The organism is Ensifer sp. LC11 (assembly GCF_001695835.1).
Taxonomy (GTDB): domain Bacteria; phylum Pseudomonadota; class Alphaproteobacteria; order Rhizobiales; family Rhizobiaceae; genus Ensifer.
On sequence record NZ_MBSO01000029.1, the window covers coordinates 45,377 to 64,470 of the forward strand.

The 19,094-nt window shown below is 64.2% G+C and carries 15 protein-coding genes; 13 read left to right on the top strand and 2 right to left on the bottom strand.

What is annotated here, in order from left to right; all coding sequences use genetic code 11:
• The first annotated feature begins 79 nt into the window (after positions 1–79).
• The 13 genes from bcsN to BBX50_RS20260 all read left to right on the top strand — a co-directional run bounded on the left by bcsN (position 80) and on the right by BBX50_RS20260 (position 17,117).
• Positions 80–1,018 (top strand): cellulose biosynthesis protein BcsN, encoded by a 939-nt coding sequence (gene bcsN / locus BBX50_RS20200; protein WP_139108297.1) that lies wholly within the window; start codon positions 80–82, stop codon positions 1,016–1,018.
• A gap of 108 nt (positions 1,019–1,126) precedes the next feature.
• Positions 1,127–3,304 (top strand): UDP-forming cellulose synthase catalytic subunit, encoded by a 2,178-nt coding sequence (bcsA, locus tag BBX50_RS20205; RefSeq protein WP_065777111.1) that lies wholly within the window; start codon positions 1,127–1,129, stop codon positions 3,302–3,304.
• A complete protein-coding gene (locus BBX50_RS20210; RefSeq protein WP_139108298.1) occupies positions 3,304–5,628 on the top strand; it encodes a cellulose biosynthesis cyclic di-GMP-binding regulatory protein BcsB in 2,325 nt (774 codons plus the stop codon). The genes bcsA and BBX50_RS20210 overlap by 1 nt, the downstream gene beginning before the upstream one ends.
• Before the next feature lie 38 nt (positions 5,629–5,666).
• Entirely contained in the window at positions 5,667–6,671 is a 1,005-nt protein-coding gene (locus BBX50_RS20215) for a glycosyl hydrolase family 8 (protein WP_244513206.1), read from the top strand.
• On the top strand, positions 6,668–8,854 hold the full coding sequence (locus BBX50_RS20220) for a cellulose synthase (RefSeq protein ID WP_065777113.1): 2,187 nt from the start codon (positions 6,668–6,670) through the stop codon (positions 8,852–8,854). Before BBX50_RS20215 ends, BBX50_RS20220 begins: the two co-directional genes overlap by 4 nt.
• A gap of 309 nt (positions 8,855–9,163) precedes the next feature.
• Complete coding sequence (locus BBX50_RS20225; RefSeq protein ID WP_065777114.1) at positions 9,164–10,327, top strand: isovaleryl-CoA dehydrogenase; 1,164 nt, start codon at positions 9,164–9,166, stop codon at positions 10,325–10,327.
• 184 nt (positions 10,328–10,511) lie between these two features.
• The gene (locus tag BBX50_RS20230; protein ID WP_065777115.1) at positions 10,512–12,119 is read left to right on the top strand and encodes a carboxyl transferase domain-containing protein; all 1,608 of its coding nucleotides are present in this window, start codon (positions 10,512–10,514) and stop codon (positions 12,117–12,119) included.
• Positions 12,120–12,129: 10 nt separating this feature from the next.
• On the top strand, positions 12,130–12,513 hold the full coding sequence (locus BBX50_RS20235) for a RidA family protein (RefSeq protein ID WP_065777116.1): 384 nt from the start codon (positions 12,130–12,132) through the stop codon (positions 12,511–12,513).
• 15 nt (positions 12,514–12,528) lie between these two features.
• Positions 12,529–14,517: an acetyl/propionyl/methylcrotonyl-CoA carboxylase subunit alpha gene (locus BBX50_RS20240; RefSeq protein WP_065777117.1), complete on the top strand. Its 1,989-nt coding sequence runs from the start codon at positions 12,529–12,531 to the stop codon at positions 14,515–14,517.
• Positions 14,514–15,383, top strand: coding sequence for a hydroxymethylglutaryl-CoA lyase (locus BBX50_RS20245; RefSeq protein WP_065777118.1), 870 nt, complete (start codon positions 14,514–14,516; stop codon positions 15,381–15,383). The genes BBX50_RS20240 and BBX50_RS20245 overlap by 4 nt, the downstream gene beginning before the upstream one ends.
• A complete protein-coding gene (locus BBX50_RS20250) occupies positions 15,380–16,165 on the top strand; it encodes a crotonase/enoyl-CoA hydratase family protein (RefSeq protein ID WP_065777119.1) in 786 nt (261 codons plus the stop codon). Before BBX50_RS20245 ends, BBX50_RS20250 begins: the two co-directional genes overlap by 4 nt.
• Positions 16,166–16,236: 71 nt before the next feature.
• Complete coding sequence (locus BBX50_RS20255; RefSeq protein ID WP_065777120.1) at positions 16,237–16,608, top strand: antitoxin Xre/MbcA/ParS toxin-binding domain-containing protein; 372 nt, start codon at positions 16,237–16,239, stop codon at positions 16,606–16,608.
• Positions 16,608–17,117: an RES domain-containing protein gene (locus BBX50_RS20260; RefSeq protein ID WP_065777121.1), complete on the top strand. Its 510-nt coding sequence runs from the start codon at positions 16,608–16,610 to the stop codon at positions 17,115–17,117. The genes BBX50_RS20255 and BBX50_RS20260 overlap by 1 nt, the downstream gene beginning before the upstream one ends.
• 54 nt (positions 17,118–17,171) lie before the next feature.
• Here BBX50_RS20260 and BBX50_RS20265 read toward each other — a convergent pair whose 3' ends face one another.
• Entirely contained in the window at positions 17,172–18,536 is a 1,365-nt protein-coding gene (locus BBX50_RS20265; RefSeq protein ID WP_065777122.1) for an FAD-binding oxidoreductase, read from the bottom strand.
• 189 nt (positions 18,537–18,725) lie between these two features.
• Positions 18,726–19,094, bottom strand: a 369-nt coding sequence (locus BBX50_RS20270; RefSeq protein WP_201723502.1) for a TOBE-like domain-containing protein, incomplete at its 5' end; no start/stop codon positions are given.

Sequence of the window (19,094 nt, forward strand, 5' to 3'; positions counted from 1 at the left end):
CATGATGCAACGATACCTGAGTCGGAGAAACGGCACGTCGAACGAGAGGCGGCGCCTCTCTAGGAGCGGTCGCGCACCCATGATGGTCGCGGCGTCGCTGGTAGCGGCTGCGGCGATGTCGGGTTGCGCGACACGCCAGGACGTCGGCACGCCGACCGGCAGCGCCATGGTTCCCTCGGAAAACGCTCTGATCCTGCCTCCGCCCGGTGGCCCGGCGGTCTTGAACGTCGTCGAACGGCGTCGCACGAACGCCATCGAGCAGGATATCTATTTGTACACGTCGGCGGCAACGCCCGGCCAGAACGTCCTGCAGGCCAAGTTCTTCGGGCCGATGGACGCCAAATTCGATCAACAGAAGAGCAGTGGCTACGCCGGTATTCAGGACAACAGGATGATGGCAGAGGCGCGCCGGGCGTTGCCCGGTGTTTCCCTGGCGCTCAATCCCTATTTCCTCCAGAACAACTACGGCCCCTTCGGCTATGCCTTCGGACGAGGCCGGGCGAACGACGCCTGCATCTTTGCCTGGCAACAGATCCGCCAGCAGGAAAACCATCGTTCTCCGCTCAAGGGCTACGGCACCATTCAGATCAAGCTCCGCTACTGCGTGATCGGCGCGAATGAGGCGGAACTCCTGGCGCCGGTCTATGGCTATACGATCACCGGTACCTTCGGCGATCCCGCCTGGAACCCCTATGGCGCGCCGCCGCCGCTGGAAGCGGGGCTCGGCCGGACCGGCAGTCCGATCTATGCAAGGGAACAGGCGCCGACGGAGAGTGTCCCCGTCGCGGTCACGAGACGCCAGCCGCAGCCGGTCATGCGGCGAGAAGTTCGCAGTGTCCCATCGACACAGACCAAACAGCTGGTTGTCACGCCGACGGCGGCGTCATCGATTCCGGTTCCTCAACCGGACGGGACTATGACGCTGCCGCAGCCGGATGGTCGGGCGCAAACGGTGCCGACCGTGATCGTGCCGGTGCCAACATGCGATGCGCAGCAGGCTGGCACAGCATGCCCTTAATCGACTGCTAACCATCCTTTGTTATGGGCTGGTGTCGGTTCAGGGACTCGGTCGAACATAGATCGAGCAATACCAGTGGCATGATGCCGAACGCTGGAAGGCAAATGTATGAGCAAGGTCGGATCGGTTGCCGCTTGGGCTTTTTTCTCGCTTTGCGTCATTGCCGTCATCACGTTGCCGGTCAACCTCCAGACACAGCTGATCGTCAGCGTCCTGATCGTCACCTTCATGGCCGTTCTGAAGCTCGTCAATGCCGGCGGGCGCTGGCGCTTGATCGCGCTTGCCTTCGGCACGGCCGTCGTTCTGCGCTATGTCTACTGGCGCACGACGAGCACTTTGCCGCCGCTCAACCAGCTTGAAAATTTCATTCCGGGCTTCCTGCTCTATCTCGCTGAAATGTATAGCGTGATGATGCTGTCTTTGAGCTTGTTCGTGGTGGCGATGCCGCTACCGCCGCGCAAGGCGAGCTCCATCTCGCCCGGCAAGTTTCCGAAGGTCGATGTCTTCGTTCCCTCCTACAACGAGGATGCGGGTCTGCTCGCCAATACGCTCGCCGCCGCAAAGGCGATGGACTATCCGGCGGACAAGTTGACGGTCTGGCTTCTCGACGATGGCGGCACCCAGCAGAAGCGCATGTCGGCGAACCTCATCGAGGCACAGCGCGCCTCGGCCCGCCATGTCGAGCTGCAGGCGCTTTGCGATGATCTCGGCGTGCGCTACCTCACGCGCGAGCGCAACGAGCACGCCAAGGCGGGCAACCTCAACAATGGCATGCTGCATTCCGATGGCGAGCTGATCGCCGTCTTCGACGCCGACCATGCGCCGGCGCGCGACTTCCTGCTGGAAACCGTTGGCTATTTTGAGCAGGATCCGAAGTTGTTTCTGGTGCAGACGCCGCACTTCTTCCTTAACCCGGACCCGCTCGAGCGCAACTTGCGCACCTTCGAAAAGATGCCGAGCGAGAATGAAATGTTCTACGGCATCATTCAGCGCGGCCTCGACAAATGGAATGCCGCCTTCTTTTGTGGTTCGGCCGCCGTTCTCAGGCGCAAGGCGCTGGAAGATGCCGATGGCTTCAGCGGCATGAGCATCACCGAGGATTGCGAGACGGCACTTGCCCTTCATGGGCGGGGCTGGAACAGCATCTATGTCGACCGCCCGCTGATCGCAGGTTTGCAGCCGGCGACCTTCGCAAGCTTCATCGGCCAGCGCAGCCGCTGGGCGCAGGGCATGATGCAGATTCTTCTCTTCCGCTTCCCGTTGTTCAAGGGCGGCCTGTCGATCCCGCAGCGGCTTTGCTACATGTCATCGACGCTCTTCTGGTTGTTCCCGATCCCGCGGACGATCTTCCTTTTCGCCCCGCTCTTCTACCTGTTCTTCGACCTCGAGATTTTCACGGCGTCGGGCGGCGAGTTTCTCGCCTATACGCTTGCCTACATGCTCGTGAACCTCATGATGCAGAATTATCTCTATGGCTCGTTCCGCTGGCCATGGATCTCCGAACTCTACGAGTTTGCGCAGACGGTGCATCTCCTGCCGGCCGTCATTTCGGTGTTACTGAGGCCGAGCCGGCCGACCTTCAAGGTGACGGCAAAGGACGAATCGATCCAGGAAAGCCGCCTGTCCGAGATCGGCCGGCCGTTCTTCGTCATCTTCGCGGTGCTCTTCGTTGCGCTGCTGATAACCGTCTACCGGGTCTACACCGAGCCATACAAGGCTGACGTGACGCTGGTCGTCGGCGGCTGGAACCTCCTGAACCTGATCATGGCCGGTTGCCTGCTCGGCGTTGTTTCCGAGCGCGGCGAACGGGCCGCCTCGCGCCGCGTCAAGGTCAGCCGTCGTTGCGAGTTCGGCGTTGCCGAGCAATGGTATCCGGCAACGATCGAAGACGTTTCCGCGCATGGAGCACGCGTGCAGGTCTATGGCATCGACCCGACGGCGCTGCCGACCGACACGGAAGGGGCGATCCGCTTCGAGCCCTATAGCGGCAGCGGCATACCGGAGACGCTGCCGGTCTCGATCAGGAACAAGGAGGTCGCCGGCGATATCACCGTCATCGGCTGCCGCTATCTGCCCCAGGTCGCGCGCCATCACAGCCTGGTCGCCGATCTGATTTTTGCCAATTCGCGGCAATGGAGCGAATTCCAGAGCGCCCGGCGCGGCAACCCCGGCCTGCTGCGCGGCACGCTCTGGTTCCTCTGGCTGGCGCTTTACCAGACCAGCCGGGGCCTGATCTACTTCCTGCGCAGTCTGCGCACTTCCGAAGCGCAGAAGGAGGGAACCTGATGATCAGAGGCATCCTCCTCGCTGCCCTGTTGACCGTCACGACACAGGCGGCTGCCCAGCCCGCGCCTTTCGACATGTCCGGCGAGCGCCCGGCGGATGTGCCGCTACGGCAACGGCCGGCAGAGGCCGGCGGAAAGAGCGGTCTGCCGGCCGAGCGGCCGATCGCCGCCAAGCTGCCGGATGACTTCAAGCGCTTCATCATTCCGTTCAGTGCCTTGTCGCTGACGGGGGAGGTCGATGAGCGCACCTGGTCTGTCTATCTGACGCCGGCGCAGGCGCAGTCTTCGGCGACGCTTAATTTTTCCTACCAGAACGCGATTGTCGTCGCCCCGGAAGCGTCGACGCTTTCGGTTTTCGTCAACGGCGAACTCGCCGGTGAAGGTCCGGTCGGTGCAGCGGAGACGGCGGCTCAGCTGAGCTACGATCTGAAGCCCGGCCTGCTGCATGCCGGTACCAATGACATTCGCTTCAGGGTCCGCCAGCGTCACCGCACGGATTGCACGGTCGAATCGACCTATGAGCTGTGGACCGAGATCGCTCCGGACACCGCCTTCATCCGCTTTTCTTCCGGCGAAAGCGCTTCGCTTTCCAGCCTCGACGACGTGCGCGCGGTCGGTCTCGACGAGCGCGGCAGGACGCAGTTCAACCTGGTCGTTCCCGGTCTGCAGCAACCGAGCCGAACGGCAGCGCTGATGCGCCTTGCGCAGGGGTTGGCGCTGCGCGGCCAGATGCCCGCCCAGCAATTCGCGCTTAGCGAAACCATGCCCGAACTCGGGAAGCCGGGCCAGATCACCGCACTCGTCGGCACCGCCGAAGAAGTGGCGCCGCTGATCGAGCGGCTGCCCGACGGGGCCTCCAGCGGGCCAGTTGCCATGTTCGTGCGCGACAGCAAGACCAAGGCTTCGGTGCTGGTCATCAGCGGCCCGGACTGGTCTGCAGTTCAGGAGGCGATCGAAGGCGTCACCCAGCCGATGGACCGACCGAGCAACGTGCCGCGCGACGTCATCGGCACCGGGCGCTGGCTTCTGCCGGAGACGCCATTGGTCGTTTCCAACGCGCGCCTGCGGTTCTCCGAGCTCGGGGTGGAGACCAGCGAGTTCACCGGCCGGCGCTTTCGCGCGCGCTTTTCGGTTGCCGTGCCGTCGGATTTCTATGCGGATGCCTATGGCGATGCGACGCTGCTGCTCGACGCTGCCTATACCGAGGCCGTTCTTCCCGGCAGCCACATCGACATCTACGTCAACGGCAACATCGCCTCGACCATTCCGTTAAATTCGGTGACGGGCGATATTCTGCGACATCTGCCGATCAATGTGACGATGCGCCACTTCAAGCCCGGCCCCAACCTGATCGAGATCGAGGCGGTGCTGCTTGCCGAGCCGGACAAGGCTTGTGCGCCGGGGACGCCGGCTGCAAGCGATCCGCGTTTCGCGCTCTTCGACACTTCGGAGCTGCGCATGCCGGACTTTGCACGGATCGGCCGGCGGCCGAACCTCGCGGCAATTTCCGGGGCTGGAGCACCCTACCGCAACGACGCTGCCGCCGTTCCGCTCTTTCTCGACCGTGCCGATGAGGACACATTGTCGGCAGCCGCGACATTTCTTGGCCGGCTCGCCGTTGCCGGTGGCAGGCCAATCCTCGTGGAGATGATCACGTCGCCACTTGCGGCCGGCAGCCGCAACGCGCTTTTCGTCGGCGCCATGCCACAGTTACCGAAGACGGTGCTGACGCAAGTCGGGATCGATTCGACGCGGCAGATGTCCTGGGGCAATGCCACGGATACGGGGCAAAGAGATGAGACGCAAAGGGCCATCGACGAATGGCGCACCCGTCTGAGCGGCGGCGCGTGGCGAAATCAGCTGACAGGCTTTCAGACCTGGGTAAAGCAGGAGTTCGATATTTCGCTGAGCTCCTTGCGCATCATGCCCGAAGCGCAGGCCGAGTTCGCTCCGCCGGAAAGCGCAAGCCTGGTGCTTGCTCAGGGCGCCAATCCGACAGACGATGCGACCTGGACGCTGCTGACGGCGCCGACAGCCAAGCGCTTGCGCGAGGGGACTTCAGCGATCGTAGATGTCACGCGCTGGCAGCAACTCGCCGGTCGGGTCTCGGTTTATGAGCCGGCGACTGACAATATCGACGTCACGCCGGTCGCCGGGTTCGATTTCGTTCAGACGCAACCGCCGTCTCTTACCAATTATCGCCTGATCCTGGCGAACTGGCTGTCCAGCAACATCATGTTCTACGCGCTGCTGTTGATCGTGCTGTCCGTGCTCCTGGGGCTGGTGACATCCTCGATGCTGACACGGCTTGGGCGCCGCCAATGAGGTGGCGAACCGCTCTCTTTGCCGGGCTGCTTGCCCTCATGATCCCGGTCGCAGCCGGTGGGGCTGAAGAGGGCGGCTCGGTGAGTGCAAGGGACTGGGAACAATACAAGGCCCGCTTTCTCGATGCGGGCGGGCGCATCATCGACGACGGCAACGGCAATGTCAGCCACAGCGAAGGACAGGGCTATGGCCTGCTTTTGGCCGTGCTGGCGGAAAACCCGGCCGATTTTGCGCTGATCTGGTCGTTCACCCGTCGCGAGTTGCTGTTGAGAGATGACGGCTTGGCGGCCTGGAAATGGAGCCCGACCGAAACGCCCCACGTCGTCGACATCAACAATGCCACCGATGGCGACATTTTGATCGCCTATGCACTGGTCTTGGCCGGCGAGCGCTGGCAGCGGGAGGACTATCTGCAAGCGGCGGCGCGGATTGCGAAAGCTGTCCTCGACCGTGCCGTGCTCGACCATGGCGGTCAGACGCTGCTCATGCCGGGCGTCTCGGGTTTCGGAACGGCCGACCGGCCGGATGGCCCCGTGGTCAATCCGTCCTACTGGATCTTCGAGGCGTTCCCAGCGCTCGACCGGGTGGCGCCGTCGCCGCGCTGGAAGGAGCTTTCCGACACCGGCCTATGGCTTCTCGGTGCCGCGCAGATGGGCTCGCGAAAATTGCCGGCCGACTGGGTCAGCCTTCGAACGACACCCAAGCCTGCTCAGGGCTTTCCGGCCGAATTCGGTTACAATGCTCTGCGCGTACCGCTTTACCTGGTGCGCGCTGATATGGGCGATCGGGATCTGATGGCGCGGTTGCGAAAGGGGATTGCCGGCAGCGACGACGCGCTGATCCTCAGCGACGCGGCCGGTGCCGTGCAGACGAGCCTGATGGACCCCGGTTATCGTTTTGTTAACCATATTCTGGCCTGTGTCTTGGACCGGGTCCCGATACCCGACAGCGTCAAGGTGTTCAGCCCGACGCTATACTATCCTTCCACGCTGCACCTGTTGGGGCTGTCTTACGTGAAGGAGAAGCGTCCGGAGTGTCTATGAAGTCCTCAATCGTTGCCATTGCCGCTGTTATGACCACGGCGATCGGGGTTGCCGGACTGACCGATGGCGGATTTCTGCGCCAAGATGACAAGAAATTCAATAGTTTGTCCGCAGCCAATCAGGAGGCCTCTGTCGCCGTCGGCAGTGTCGCGGACAAAGGCGGACGAAGCTCTGCTGCGCATTTTACCGAGGTTGCACAGGCGGAAAAGCCTTCGGAAGAAGGCGCCAGTCAGGCCAAACCGGAGCCTGTCGTCGACGAATCGGCACTTCGCTATTTCGCGGCCAAGGGGGATACGGCCCGTCTGCAGGCCGAGATCTCGCGCCTGCGCTCGCTTTATCCCGATTGGGTCCCGCCCGCCGATCCGCTGGCGGTGCCGCGCAACACCGATGTCGCGCTTGAAACCATGTGGCGGCTCTATTCGGAAGGCCGCTACGCCGAAGTCCGCAAGGCGATCGCCGAGCGTCAGGCGAAGGAGGCCGCCTGGCAGCCGCCGTCGGACCTCCTGGAGCGCCTCAATGTCGCCGAGGCGCGGGCCCGGCTGGTGAACGCCTCCGAACTCAAGCAGTATGAAACCGTGATTTCGATCGCCGCGAGCACGCCGAGCCTTCTCACCTGCTCGGAGGTGGATGTGCTGTGGCACGTCGCCAATGCCTTTGCTCAAACCAAGCGGCCGGAGCGCGCCCGCGATGCCTATCTCTATGTACTGAAGAGTTGCGAAAACGCTCCCGAACGGCTCGCGACCGTGCAGAAGGCTGCGGCGGTGCTGCCCTACGCGACACTGCAGGACTTGCTTGCGCTTGAGCGCACCACGCCTGAGGGCGTGCCGGAATTCGAGAGCATCCGCGACGATCTGGCCCGTCGCTTCGTCGCAGAAGGTGATGAAGACAAGGCGCTCGCCGTCGATCCCAGATATGTGCAGCGTGTCGAGACGCTGGCCGAGACCGGTGGGGCGGCAAGCGACGCGCTGCTGCTCGGCTGGTATCAGTTGCGCCGAGACAATATGAGCGCGGCCGAACAATGGTTCCGGCGCGCCCACGACAAGGAAGATTCCGCCTCCGCCTCGCAAGGTCTGGCCCTCACGCTGATTGCGCGGAACGCGCCGGCCGAAGCCGAAGCGGTTCTCTATCCGTGGCGCGCGAGCTCACCCGACGCGCTGGCGACCTATTTTGCCGCCACTGCCAACCTTCTGGCGATCGATCCGCCGGTGGCGCTGGATGCGGCAGTGCTGGCCCGGATTGCCCAGGAGACAACGAAGGGCCGCGATGCGGCGACGGCACAGCAGTTCGGCTGGTACGCCCGTGCCCTCAACCAGCCGGCAACAGCGGCGCTGTGGTTTGCGACGGCGCTGCGCTGGAAGCCGGACGACGAGCCGTCGGCCTATGGGCTTGCGCTCAGCCGCGATCAGCTGGGTGACAAAGACGGCGTTGTCGAAATCCAGCGTTTGTGGTCGGGGCGCTCAGAGCGTATCGCTCGTCTTGGCGAGGTCAAGGATAAGCTCGAGGAAGTCAACCGGACGCAGGTCCCGACGGCCGAGGCGCAGGCGTACACCCCGCCCCAGTCGTCCACCCGCGCGACGGCGGTGGCGGAGGTCGTTGAGCAGCCCGTCACCCGGAGGCCGCGCACGGGCGGCACTGCCCAAAAGGCGGTGCGAAGCGGGGCCGGTTGCCGGACGACCATTAATCCCGCCGGCTTGGCGCCGCAGGCGGCGCTGGCCCGTGGCTGGTGCCTCATGGACCTCAATCGACCTCTGGAGGCGGCTGAAGCTTTCGAGGTCGCGCTCCAGGCTGCTGCATCGCAGATCCGCGAAGACGCAGCCTATGGCCAGAGCCTTGCCTACTTGCGCGCCGGCCTGACCAACAAGGCGGCGGTTTCCGCAACCAAGTCGACGCAGACAAGGGGGCGGGTGGACGAGCTGCAGACGGCAATCCTCGCTGACCGGGCTATTGCAGCTTTCGATGCCAAGCGCTACCGCGAGGCAATCCTGTTTCTCGATCAACTCGGGCAGATTTCGACCCGCCGCCAGGATCTGATGGTGCTGCGCGGGTATTCCTACATGAACCTCAAGTACTACGCCGAGGCGCGGCGGATCTTCGAAGCGCTTGCCGCCACCGGCAATCGCGACGCGATGCAGGGGCTTGCCGCCGTCGAGGCCAGCCAGGAAATCTGGCCAAACAAGAACTGAACGGTGATCGCCCTTGGCGTCACCGTAATCCTGCTGTTGTAAGGACGCTGAGATGCGAACGGTCCCGGGCCGGGCGCCCGCCGGCCCGCTCGCGCACAAGATGCAATCGACCGGCGGCTGCGGATTTGCATATCATGCTTGGCTTTGCCCCTCTTTGGAAGGAAATTAGCGAAACGCGGTGCTATCGTCCGGGCACTTCGCGGCGTTGATATCATTGCATTCGTCGCGATCCGCGTAGAGGATGGAACGCATTTCGTCCGGCCGCTGTGGGAGGAGACCGCGCGGCCCGGAACGAGGGGAGGACAGAACATGTTTCAGGGCGGATTGACCTTCGCGCTCGGTGACGACATCGAGGCATTGCGCGAGACCGTGCGCCGTTTTGCGGCCGAGCGCATCGCGCCGCTGGCGGATGAGACCGATCGCAACAATGCGTTTCCGATGCCGCTCTGGCGCGAAATGGGTGAACTTGGCCTGCTCGGCATCACCGCGGGAGAGACCTATGGTGGCGCCGCCATGGGCTATCTCGCCCATTGCGTGGCGATGGAAGAGATTAGCCGTGCGTCGGCCTCGATCGGCCTCAGCTACGGCGCGCATTCCAACCTCTGCGTTAACCAGATCAATCGCAACGGCACGGAGGCGCAAAAGACGCGCTACCTGCCGAAGCTGATATCCGGCGAACATGTCGGCGCGCTGGCGATGTCCGAACCCGGCGCCGGTTCCGACGTCGTGTCGATGACGCTCAAGGCCGACAAGCGCGGCGACCGTTATGTGCTTAACGGCAACAAGATGTGGATCACCAATGGTCCGGATGCCGACGTGCTCGTCGTCTACGCCAAGACCGACGCCACGGCCGGCCCACGCGGCATTACTGCGTTTCTCGTCGAGAAGGACTATGCCGGATTTTCCACCGGCCAGAAGCTCGACAAGCTCGGCATGCGCGGCTCCAACACCTGCGAGCTGATCTTCAATGACTGCGAAGTGCCGGAAGAAAACGTACTCGGCACGGTCGGTGGCGGCGTGCGCGTGCTGATGTCCGGGCTCGACTACGAGCGCGTGGTGCTTTCCGCCGGGCCGCTTGGCATCATGGCCGCTTGTCTCGATGTCGTCGTCCCCTATCTGCACGAACGCAAGCAGTTCGGCCAGGCGATCGGCGAATTCCAGCTGATGCAGGGTAAGCTCGCAGACATGTATGTGACGGCGAATGCGGCGCGCGCCTATGTCTATGCGGTGGCGTCGGCCTGCGACCGCGGCGAGACGACGCGCAAGGACGCTGCCGGCTGCATCCTTTATGCCGCGGAGAAGGCAACGGCGCTCGCGCTGGAAGCGATCCAGGCCCTTGGCGGCAACGGCTATACCAACGATTACCCGGCCGGCCGGTTGCTGCGTGACGCCAAGCTCTACGAGATCGGCGCCGGCACCAGCGAGATCCGCCGCATGCTGATCGGGCGCGAACTGTTCACCGAGACGCGCTAGAGGCATCCTGCCCCCAGGTGGAAGCACTTGAGGCAGAAAGATGCTCTAGGATCAAAGTGCCAGAGCGTCCATTGTGCGTTCATATGAGCGCACGGCGCTCTAGGCGGGGTGCGGACGCAATGCGCACTCCCGGTTTGCCCCGGCGCCAGAAGGCAGTGGCCGAACTCGATCGAATGAGGACTTGATGACCGTTCTGAAATCTCACATCCAGCCGTCCTCCGATACGTTCAAGGCGAACCAGGCCGCTATGGCCGAGGCGATCGCGACGGTTGAGGATGCCGTGAAGCTGGCGGCTGCCGGCGGTGGCGATGCGGCGCGCGAACGCCATGTCAGCCGCGGCAAGCTTCTGCCGCGCGACCGTGTGGCCCACCTGATCGATCCCGCAACGCCATTCCTCGAAGTGGGCATGACGGCGGCGCACGGCATGTATAATGGCGATGCGCCGGCGGCCGGGTTGATAACCGGCGTCGGCCGCGTTGCGGGCCGTGAGTGCATGATCGTCTGCAACGACCCGACGGTCAAAGGCGGAACCTACTATCCGCTGACGGTGAAGAAGCATCTCAGGGCGCAGGAGATCGCGGCGGAGAACCATCTGCCGTGCATCTACCTCGTCGATTCCGGCGGCGCCAACCTGCCGAACCAGGACGAGGTGTTTCCGGACCGCGATCACTTCGGCCGGATCTTCTACAACCAGGCCAACATGTCGGCGGCCGGTATTCCGCAGATCGCCGTCGTCATGGGATCGTGCACGGCAGGGGGTGCCTATGTGCCGGCCATGTCGGACGAGACGATCATCGTTGAGGGACAGGGCACGATCTTTCTCGCCGGACCACCGCTCGTCAGGGCCGCGACCGGCGAGGTGGTCTCGGCGGAGGACCTCGGCGGCGCCGACGTGCATACGCGCCTTTCGGGTGTCGCCGACCATCTGGCGCGTGATGACGCCCATGCGCTGGCGCTCGCCCGCCGGGCCGTCGCCGCGCTCAATAGGCACAAGCCGCTTTCGGTCGAGCTGGCGGCACCCGAGCCGCCGCTCTACGACCCACAGGAAATCGCCGGCATCGTGCCGTCGGATCTGCGCACGCCCTACGATATCCGCGAGGTGATCGCCCGCGTCGTAGACGGGTCGCGCTTCGACGAGTTTAAGGCACGCTACGGCACGACGCTCGTCTGCGGCTTCGCGCACGTGCATGGCATTCCGGTTGGCATCATCGCCAACAACGGCGTGCTGTTCTCGGAATCGGCGCTGAAAGGTGCGCATTTCGTCGAACTCTGCGCCCAGCGCAAGATCCCGCTCGTCTTCCTGCAGAACATCACGGGCTTCATGGTCGGGCGAAAGTACGAGACCGAGGGCATCGCCAAGCACGGCGCCAAGCTGGTGACGGCGGTGGCGACCGCACGGGTGCCGAAGGTGACCATGCTGGTCGGCGGCTCTTTCGGTGCCGGCAATTACGGCATGTGCGGCCGCGCGTTCTCGCCGCGGTTCCTGTGGACCTGGCCGAACAGCCGCATTTCCGTGATGGGCGGCGAGCAGGCGGCCGGCGTGCTGACGACCGTGCGCAGCGACGCGCTGAAACGGGCCGGAACACCCTGGAGCGAAGAGGAGGAGGCGCGTTTCCGCCAGCCGATCCTCGATCTCTTCGAGCGCCAGAGCCATCCGCTCTATGCCTCGGCAAGACTTTGGGATGATGGCGTCGTCGATCCGCGCAAGACGCGCGACGTGCTTGGCCTGTCGCTGTCGGCCGCGCTGAATGCGCCGATCGAAGACACGCGCTTCGGCCTCTTCAGGATGTAGGGATACACGCATGAAACGCGAAAACATCAATGCCCCGAACGCACCGCAGCCGCGCGGCGGCTATTCGCAGGCCGTTCGCCTGGAGAATTTCGAGCGCCTGCTCTTCGTCAGTGGCCAGGTGCCGTTGACGCCGGAAGACGTATTGCCGGAGGGCTTCGAAGCGCAGGCGCGCCAGGTCTGGCAGAACATCGACGCGCAACTGAACGCGGCGGGCATGACCAAGGCCGATATCGTCAAGGTGACGGTCCTGCTTGCCGACCGCCAGTACACCATGGCCAACCGCGCGGCGCGACAGGAGTATCTGGGCGCGCTCGCACCCGCCATGACGGTGGCGATCGCCGGGATCTTCGACGCCGGCTGGCTGCTCGAAATCGATGTGATCGCGGCGCAATAAGGCCCGGAGATGCCGATGTTTTCCAAGCTTCTGATTGCCAATCGCGGTGAGATCGCCTGCCGGGTGATGCGCACCGCCAAGCGTCTTGGCATCCGCACGGTTGCCGTCTATTCCGACGCCGATGTCGGGGCGTTGCATGTCACGCTTGCCGATGAGGCGATCCGCATCGGCCCGCCGGCGGCGCTCGAGAGCTATCTCTCGACCGAGCGGATCATCGCTGCGGCGCGGTCGGTCGGTGCGGATGCGATCCATCCGGGTTACGGCTTCCTCTCTGAGAACGCCGATTTCGCCGAAGCCGTCGAGGCAGCCGGTATCACCTTCGTCGGACCGTCCGCCCGAGCGATCCGAGCGATGGGTCTGAAGGATGCCGCCAAGGCTCTGATGGAGCAATCTGGCGTGCCCGTCGTTCCCGGCTATCACGGCGAACGGCAGGATGCGGATTTTCTCGCGGTCGAAACGGAAAATGTCGGCTATCCGGTGCTGATCAAGGCGCGCGCCGGCGGCGGTGGCAAGGGCATGCGTCGCGTCGACAGCGCAGCAGATTTTCCAGCGGCACTGGATGCGGCGCGGCGTGAGGCGCAGGCCGCCTTTGGCGACGGCTCGGTGCTGATCGAAAAATACCTGACGAAACCCAGGCATATCGAAGTGCAGGTGTTCGGCGATCGGCACGGCAACATCCTGCACCTTTACGAGCGTGACTGCTCGCTGCAACGCCGCCACCAGAAGGTGATCGAGGAGGCGCCGGCCCCGGGCATGACCGCGGAAGTGCGGCGCGCCATGGGCGATGCGGCGGTAAGGGCCGCCCAGGCGATCGGCTATGTCGGCGCAGGCACTGTCGAGTTTATCGCGGACGTGACCAACGGGCTGTGGCCGGACCAGTTCTATTTCATGGAAATGAACACGCGGCTGCAGGTCGAGCACCCGGTCACCGAAGCCATCACCGGGATTGATCTCGTCGAGTGGCAATTGCGCGCCGCCGCCGGCGAGGCGCTGCCGAAACGGCAGAGCGAAATTGGCATCGACGGCTGGGCGTTCGAAGCGCGCATCTATGCCGAAGACCCGGCCCGCGGCTTTTTGCCGGCGACCGGCCGGCTCACGGCGATGAGTTTTCCTGCGGACGGTGTGCGCATCGATGCGGGCGTCAGGCAGGGCGATCGGATCACACCGTTTTACGACCCGTTGATTGCAAAACTGATCGTTCACGGACCGAACCGCTCGACCGCGCTGGCAAAGCTCGAAAGCGCCCTGAAAGCCTGCCGTATCGGCGGTACCATTACCAATCTCGATTTTCTGGGGCGCCTTGCAGCAGAGCCAGAATTTCGCGCCGGTCGGCCCGATACCGGCCTGATCGACCGTGCGATCGATCGACTTTCGGCGCCCCTTGTGCCGAGCGAGGCAGCACTTGCGCTTGCGGCCATCGTCTCGACCGGGGCGCTTGGGCCGGATGGGTCTGCCGATCCCTGGTCATCGCTCGGCCATTGGCAAATCTGGGGCGATGCAAGCAGGAGCGTCACGATCGAACACACGGGCGGACGGGCGAGCGTGGCGCTGGCGGCGCGCGGACGGGATCAGTTCGCGGTCCACACCGGAACGGCGGCGCTGCCGGTCGTCATCCTCGAGCGGTTCCCTGATGGTGCCCGCGCCGAGATTTCGGGGGCACAGCAGGAGTTTCGTTTCCTGCGCGAAGGCGAGCAGATCACTCTCTTCCTCAATGGCGAGACTTATGCCGTTCGCCTGCCCGATGCGCTTGGGACCGGTCACGCCAGCGAGGTCGCGGACGATGCGGTGGCGGCGCCGATGCCCGGCATCGTCAAGCTGGTCCGGGTTCGTCCGGGCGAAACGGTCACCAAGGGGCAGGCGCTTGCCGTTATGGAGGCGATGAAGATGGAGCTCACATTGTCTGCTTCGCGCGATGGTGTGGTCGAAAGCGTGCTTGTCAGCGAAGGTGAACAGGTCAGCGCCAGCGCGGTGCTGGTGATGCTTGAGCCGGAGCGCGCGGAATGAGCGGATCGGCGCGCCAGCACGTGACGATCGTCGAGATGGCGCCCCGCGATGGGCTGCAGAACGAAAGCCGCTTGGTCGGCACCGCCGACAAGGTCCGCCTCGTCGACATGCTATCGGATTGCGGTTATGAGCGGATCGAGGTGACGAGCTTCGTCAGCCCGAAATGGGTGCCGCAGATGGCCGACGCTGCCGAGGTGATGGCGGGCATCCGCCGGCGCCCCGGCACGCGCTATGCGGTGCTGACGCCGAACTTGCGCGGGCTGGAGGCGGCACTCGCTGCCGGCGCTGACGAAGTGGCGATCTTCGCTTCCGCTTCCGAGACCTTTTCGCAAAAGAACATCAACTGCTCGATCGCCGAGAGCATCGAGCGGTTCCACCCGGTTGCAGAACTGTGCCGCGAAAAAGGGGTGCTGCTGCGTGGCTATGTGAGCTGTGTCGTCGAATGCCCTTATGAGGGCGCGATTGCGCCCGCGAGCGCTGCCTATGTCGCCGGTCTTCTCGACGAACTCGGCTGCTACGAGATCAGCCTCGGCGACACGATCGGTCGCGGCACGCCGGAAGCGGTAGACGCGATGCTGGCTGCGGTGCTGGATGGTATTCCTGCGGAAAACCTGGCTGGGCATTTTCACGATACGTCCGGCCGCGCGCTCGACAATATTGCCGTGGCGCTCGACCGCGGCCTTCTGGTTTTTGATGCGTCGGCCGGCGGCCTCGGCGGTTGCCCCTATGCGCCGGGCGCGGCCGGCAATGTCGATACGCTCGCTGTCAATGCGTTCGTGACGGCCAGGGGGTTCTCGACCGGACTGGACATACCAAAACTCGAACAGGCAGCCGCTTTCGCGCGCACCTTGAGGAGCGGTTCATGACCTTCGATACCATCCGGATTGCCACCGATGCCCGCGGCGTCGCGCGGTTGACGTTGGCGCAGCCGCAGAAGCACAACGCGCTTTCGGCGAAGATGATCGGCGAACTCACTGAAGCGGCGGCAAATCTGTCGGTCGACCGCGCGGTCCGGGTCGTCATTCTGGAAGGCGAGGGCAAGAGTTTCTGCGCCGGCGGCGATCTCGGCTGGATGCGCGAGCAGTTCGATGCCGATCGGGCGACCCGCATCGCCGAGGCGACGCGGCTTGCGATGATGTTCAGGGCGCTGAACGAGATTGCGAAGCCGGTGATCGGGCGTGTGCACGGCAATGCCTTCGGCGGCGGCGTCGGCCTGATGAGTGTCTGCGATGCCGCGGTTGCCTCGGCCGATGCCAAGTTTGGCCTGACCGAGACGCGCCTCGGACTGATCCCGGCGACCATCAGCCCTTATGTCGTCGCCCGCATTGGCGAGGGCAAGGCGCGACCACTGTTCATGTCCGCCCGCCTGTTCGGAGCCGAGGAGGCGCACACTCTGGGATTGGTTACCACTGTCGTTTCGGCCGATGGGCTGGATGCGGCTATCGAAACGGAAATCGAACCCTATCTGGCCGTGGCTCCCGAAGCCACGGGCCGGGCCAAGCGGCTGGCCCGTTCGCTTGGCGCTCCGATCACCGAAGACATCGTCGCGGCGACGATCGAACAGCTTGCCGATTGCTGGGAATCGGACGAGGCCCGCGAGGGCGTAGGCGCCTTCTTCGACAAGCGCGAACCGTCGTGGCGGCAATAGGTTTCCTTGATTTGGGCACGTTTTGAGCCTATTTTGATTGCATGGTGATCAAAATAAGATCGGATCGTGCCATGGCCGCCATCAGTTTCAACATCTCCACCGCCGAATACGGTGAGGGCCAGTCGTCCTTCCTGTCCGCCCGGCTGGTTTCGGAGCGGCTGGGCGTGACGCTCGCTGAACTGGCAAAGCTGATCGGCGTTGCGCGCAATACGCTGACGGCGAAATCGAGCGCGCGCAAGGTCGATGCGGCGCTGAGCGGTGTCGTGCGTATCCTCGCCATGGCCGGTGAGATGGCGGGCGACGACAGCCGCGCCGTCATCTGGTTCAAGCATCAACCGATTCCCGGCTGGGCGGGAAAGACCGCCTATGACCTTGTCGGTGAAGGCAAGGCCGACAAGGTGCTCGCCTATCTCGAAGCCGTGCGCTCCGGTGTCTACGCCTGATGTCGTCAAGCGAAACGGTGCGTCTGTGGCGTGCCTATGTGCCGCGATGGGCGCATGCGCCGCTCTCCGGCGAGGGCGCTCAGCGCTACGGTGGGCGGTGGAACCCGGTGGGCATGCCGGCGATCTACGCGGCGCGTGAACTGTCGACTGCCTGGGCCGAGTACAATCAGGGCTTCGTCCAGCACCCGGCGCTGATCGCCCAGCTCGAATTGCGCAACGCGCGGCTTGCAGATCTGACGATGCCGGAGTCGCTGGCCGCTTTCGGCGTCACGGCTCAGATCCATCGTTGCGAATGGCGCGATGCCCTTGATCGGGGGCTCGTGCCCGACACGCATCGTTTGCAGGGAGAGCTCGGCACTCGCGGTTTCGACGGTCTGATCTATCCGTCCTTCATGTCGCCCGGCGGTACATGTGTAGCGCTCTGGCGCTGGAATGCCGGTGAAGGTGCCGAGCTGCAGGTCATAGATCCGGAGGGGCGTTTGCCGAAGACTCCGGCCTCCTGGCTCTGAGCTTCGAGAGGCTTGCGAATCCGGGTAAACCCCTCCCGCTTTTTGCCGCTTTGTCTAGAGTACCTTTCCCGGATTGAGGATGCCGTTCGGGTCGAGCGCGTGCTTGATCCGCCGCATGAGTTCGAGCTCGGCGGGGCTGCGCGAATGGTCGAGGAAGTCCCGCTTGAGCGTACCGATGCCATGTTCCGCCGAGATCGACCCACGGAAACGGCGCACGATCTCATAGACGATGCCGTCGACGATGTGCGGCGTCTCCGCGTCGCTGCCGGGATCGGAGAAGGCGATGTGCAGGTTGCTATCGGCGACATGGCCGAAGAAGGAGACATGCGCAGCGGGGAAGCGCGCGGACAGCGCCTGGCCGCATTCGTCGGCGAAGCGGCCGATATCGCCGATCGGCAGGCTGATGTCGAGGTTGACGAGATCAGGCAGTTGACTGTCCATCGCATGGCCTTCGCGCACGCTCCAGAACGAGCGGCTTTCCTTCTCCGATTGCGCGATCAGCGCATCGCTGATGATGCCGTCTTCAAGCGCCTCGCCGAGGAAAGCCTCGAAGCCCTCGCGCTCGTTGCCGTTGCCGAGCAGATCCTGTTCGACAATCACCGCGAAGGGCGGAACTTCGTCGAAAAGCCTTTGCTTTTCCGCTTCCGCGTTGAAGCGGAAATAGCTCTGCCACATCGCTTCGAAAGCCGACAGGCCCGGTAGGCCGCGCTGGCATCGCGCCAGAAAGGCGACCACATTGTCGTAGCTGTCAAGCGCGCAGAGCGCCGTCAGCCGGCCGGCCGGCAGCGGCCTCAGCCGCAGAACCGCGCGGGTGATCACGCCCAATGTTCCTTCCGAGCCGATGAAATATTGCCGGAGGTCGTAGCCGGTATTGTTCTTGATCATCTTGTTGAGCGAGGAGACGATCGTGCCGTCGGCAAGTACGACCTCCAGGCCGAGCACGTTGTCACGGGTCACGCCGTAGCGAAGAACGCGGATGCCGCCGGCATTGGTGGCGAGGTTGCCGCCGATCTGGCAGGAGCCGCGCGCGCCGAGATCGATCGGCAGCAGGAAGCCGGCGTCATCTGCGGCGCGCTGGGCCACCTCGAGCGGCGTTCCGGCACGCACCGTCATGGTTCCCGCCTGCGCATCAATTTCTTCAATCCCGGTGAAGCGCTCGAGCGAGATCACCACCGCATCGCCATTGGCATTGGCGCCGCCGGCAAGCCCGGTCAGGCCGCCCTGAACCACGACCGCCTGGCCGCGTTCGTTGCAGAGGCGAAGGGCCGCTGCGATCTCATCGCTGCTCGTCGGCCGGACGACCGCCTTCGGCAGATCGCGACCCGTGAGGCTGGCGTCGCTACGGTGGCGCTCGCTGATCTCCGTTCCGGTCAGGACGATATCGCCGAGGGTTTGCTTGAGGCCGTCAATGATGGTCATGCGCCGCTTCTCCCGTTCCGCGGCCTTGATGAGTGGCCGCGAAGGGTCCTGCTTAACGCATCCTGTCGCAAACCGATATCCGAGCGACGACGCGCAGGCCGTGCTTTGCCGGCGCGTTGTCGCGCGCGGAGCCATTCCGGAGAAACGCGGCGCCGTTTCTGCCCGGTATGGCGTCATCGTGATGAAAGATCAGGTGCCCGTACGGGCCAGCTCGAAGGTTTCGGCCTCCGCGGGCTCCACGTCGGCGCGATCTTCGGCTACTTCCGCCCTTGTGCTTGCAGCGACCTGCGTCTGCGCCTCCCTGAACAGCTTCCACTTGGTCGGTCTAAAGGCGATGCGGCTGTGGTCGCCGGCATTGGCGCGTTCGGGCGGCAGTTCGATCTCGACATGCGGATGGTTGCGGCCAAGCGCGAGTTCGAGATGGCGGGTGCCGGCGACCCGGCGGCTGGCGGTGACCAGGCCGGCGAGACAGCCGCCGCAGCCGTCGATCAGCTCGATGTCGTGCGGGCGGAAGTGGAGATTGGCCGGGCCGTCGGGCTCGGCCGGGGCTCGAAGCCC

Bases quoted from the DNA above. Each gene is read 5' to 3' on its own strand.
- bcsN (WP_139108297.1), top strand. From the start codon at position 80: ATGATGGTCGCGGCGTCGCTGGTAGCGGCTGCGGCGATGTCGGGTTGC.
- bcsA (WP_065777111.1), top strand. From the start codon at position 1,127: ATGAGCAAGGTCGGATCGGTTGCCGCTTGGGCTTTTTTCTCGCTTTGC.
- BBX50_RS20210 (WP_139108298.1), top strand. From the start codon at position 3,304: ATGATCAGAGGCATCCTCCTCGCTGCCCTGTTGACCGTCACGACACAG.
- BBX50_RS20215 (WP_244513206.1), top strand. From the start codon at position 5,667: ATGATCCCGGTCGCAGCCGGTGGGGCTGAAGAGGGCGGCTCGGTGAGT.
- BBX50_RS20220 (WP_065777113.1), top strand. From the start codon at position 6,668: ATGAAGTCCTCAATCGTTGCCATTGCCGCTGTTATGACCACGGCGATC.
- BBX50_RS20225 (WP_065777114.1), top strand. From the start codon at position 9,164: ATGTTTCAGGGCGGATTGACCTTCGCGCTCGGTGACGACATCGAGGCA.
- BBX50_RS20230 (WP_065777115.1), top strand. From the start codon at position 10,512: ATGACCGTTCTGAAATCTCACATCCAGCCGTCCTCCGATACGTTCAAG.
- BBX50_RS20235 (WP_065777116.1), top strand. From the start codon at position 12,130: ATGAAACGCGAAAACATCAATGCCCCGAACGCACCGCAGCCGCGCGGC.
- BBX50_RS20240 (WP_065777117.1), top strand. From the start codon at position 12,529: ATGTTTTCCAAGCTTCTGATTGCCAATCGCGGTGAGATCGCCTGCCGG.
- BBX50_RS20245 (WP_065777118.1), top strand. From the start codon at position 14,514: ATGAGCGGATCGGCGCGCCAGCACGTGACGATCGTCGAGATGGCGCCC.
- BBX50_RS20250 (WP_065777119.1), top strand. From the start codon at position 15,380: ATGACCTTCGATACCATCCGGATTGCCACCGATGCCCGCGGCGTCGCG.
- BBX50_RS20255 (WP_065777120.1), top strand. From the start codon at position 16,237: ATGGCCGCCATCAGTTTCAACATCTCCACCGCCGAATACGGTGAGGGC.
- BBX50_RS20260 (WP_065777121.1), top strand. From the start codon at position 16,608: ATGTCGTCAAGCGAAACGGTGCGTCTGTGGCGTGCCTATGTGCCGCGA.
- BBX50_RS20265 (WP_065777122.1), bottom strand. From the start codon at position 18,536: ATGACCATCATTGACGGCCTCAAGCAAACCCTCGGCGATATCGTCCTG.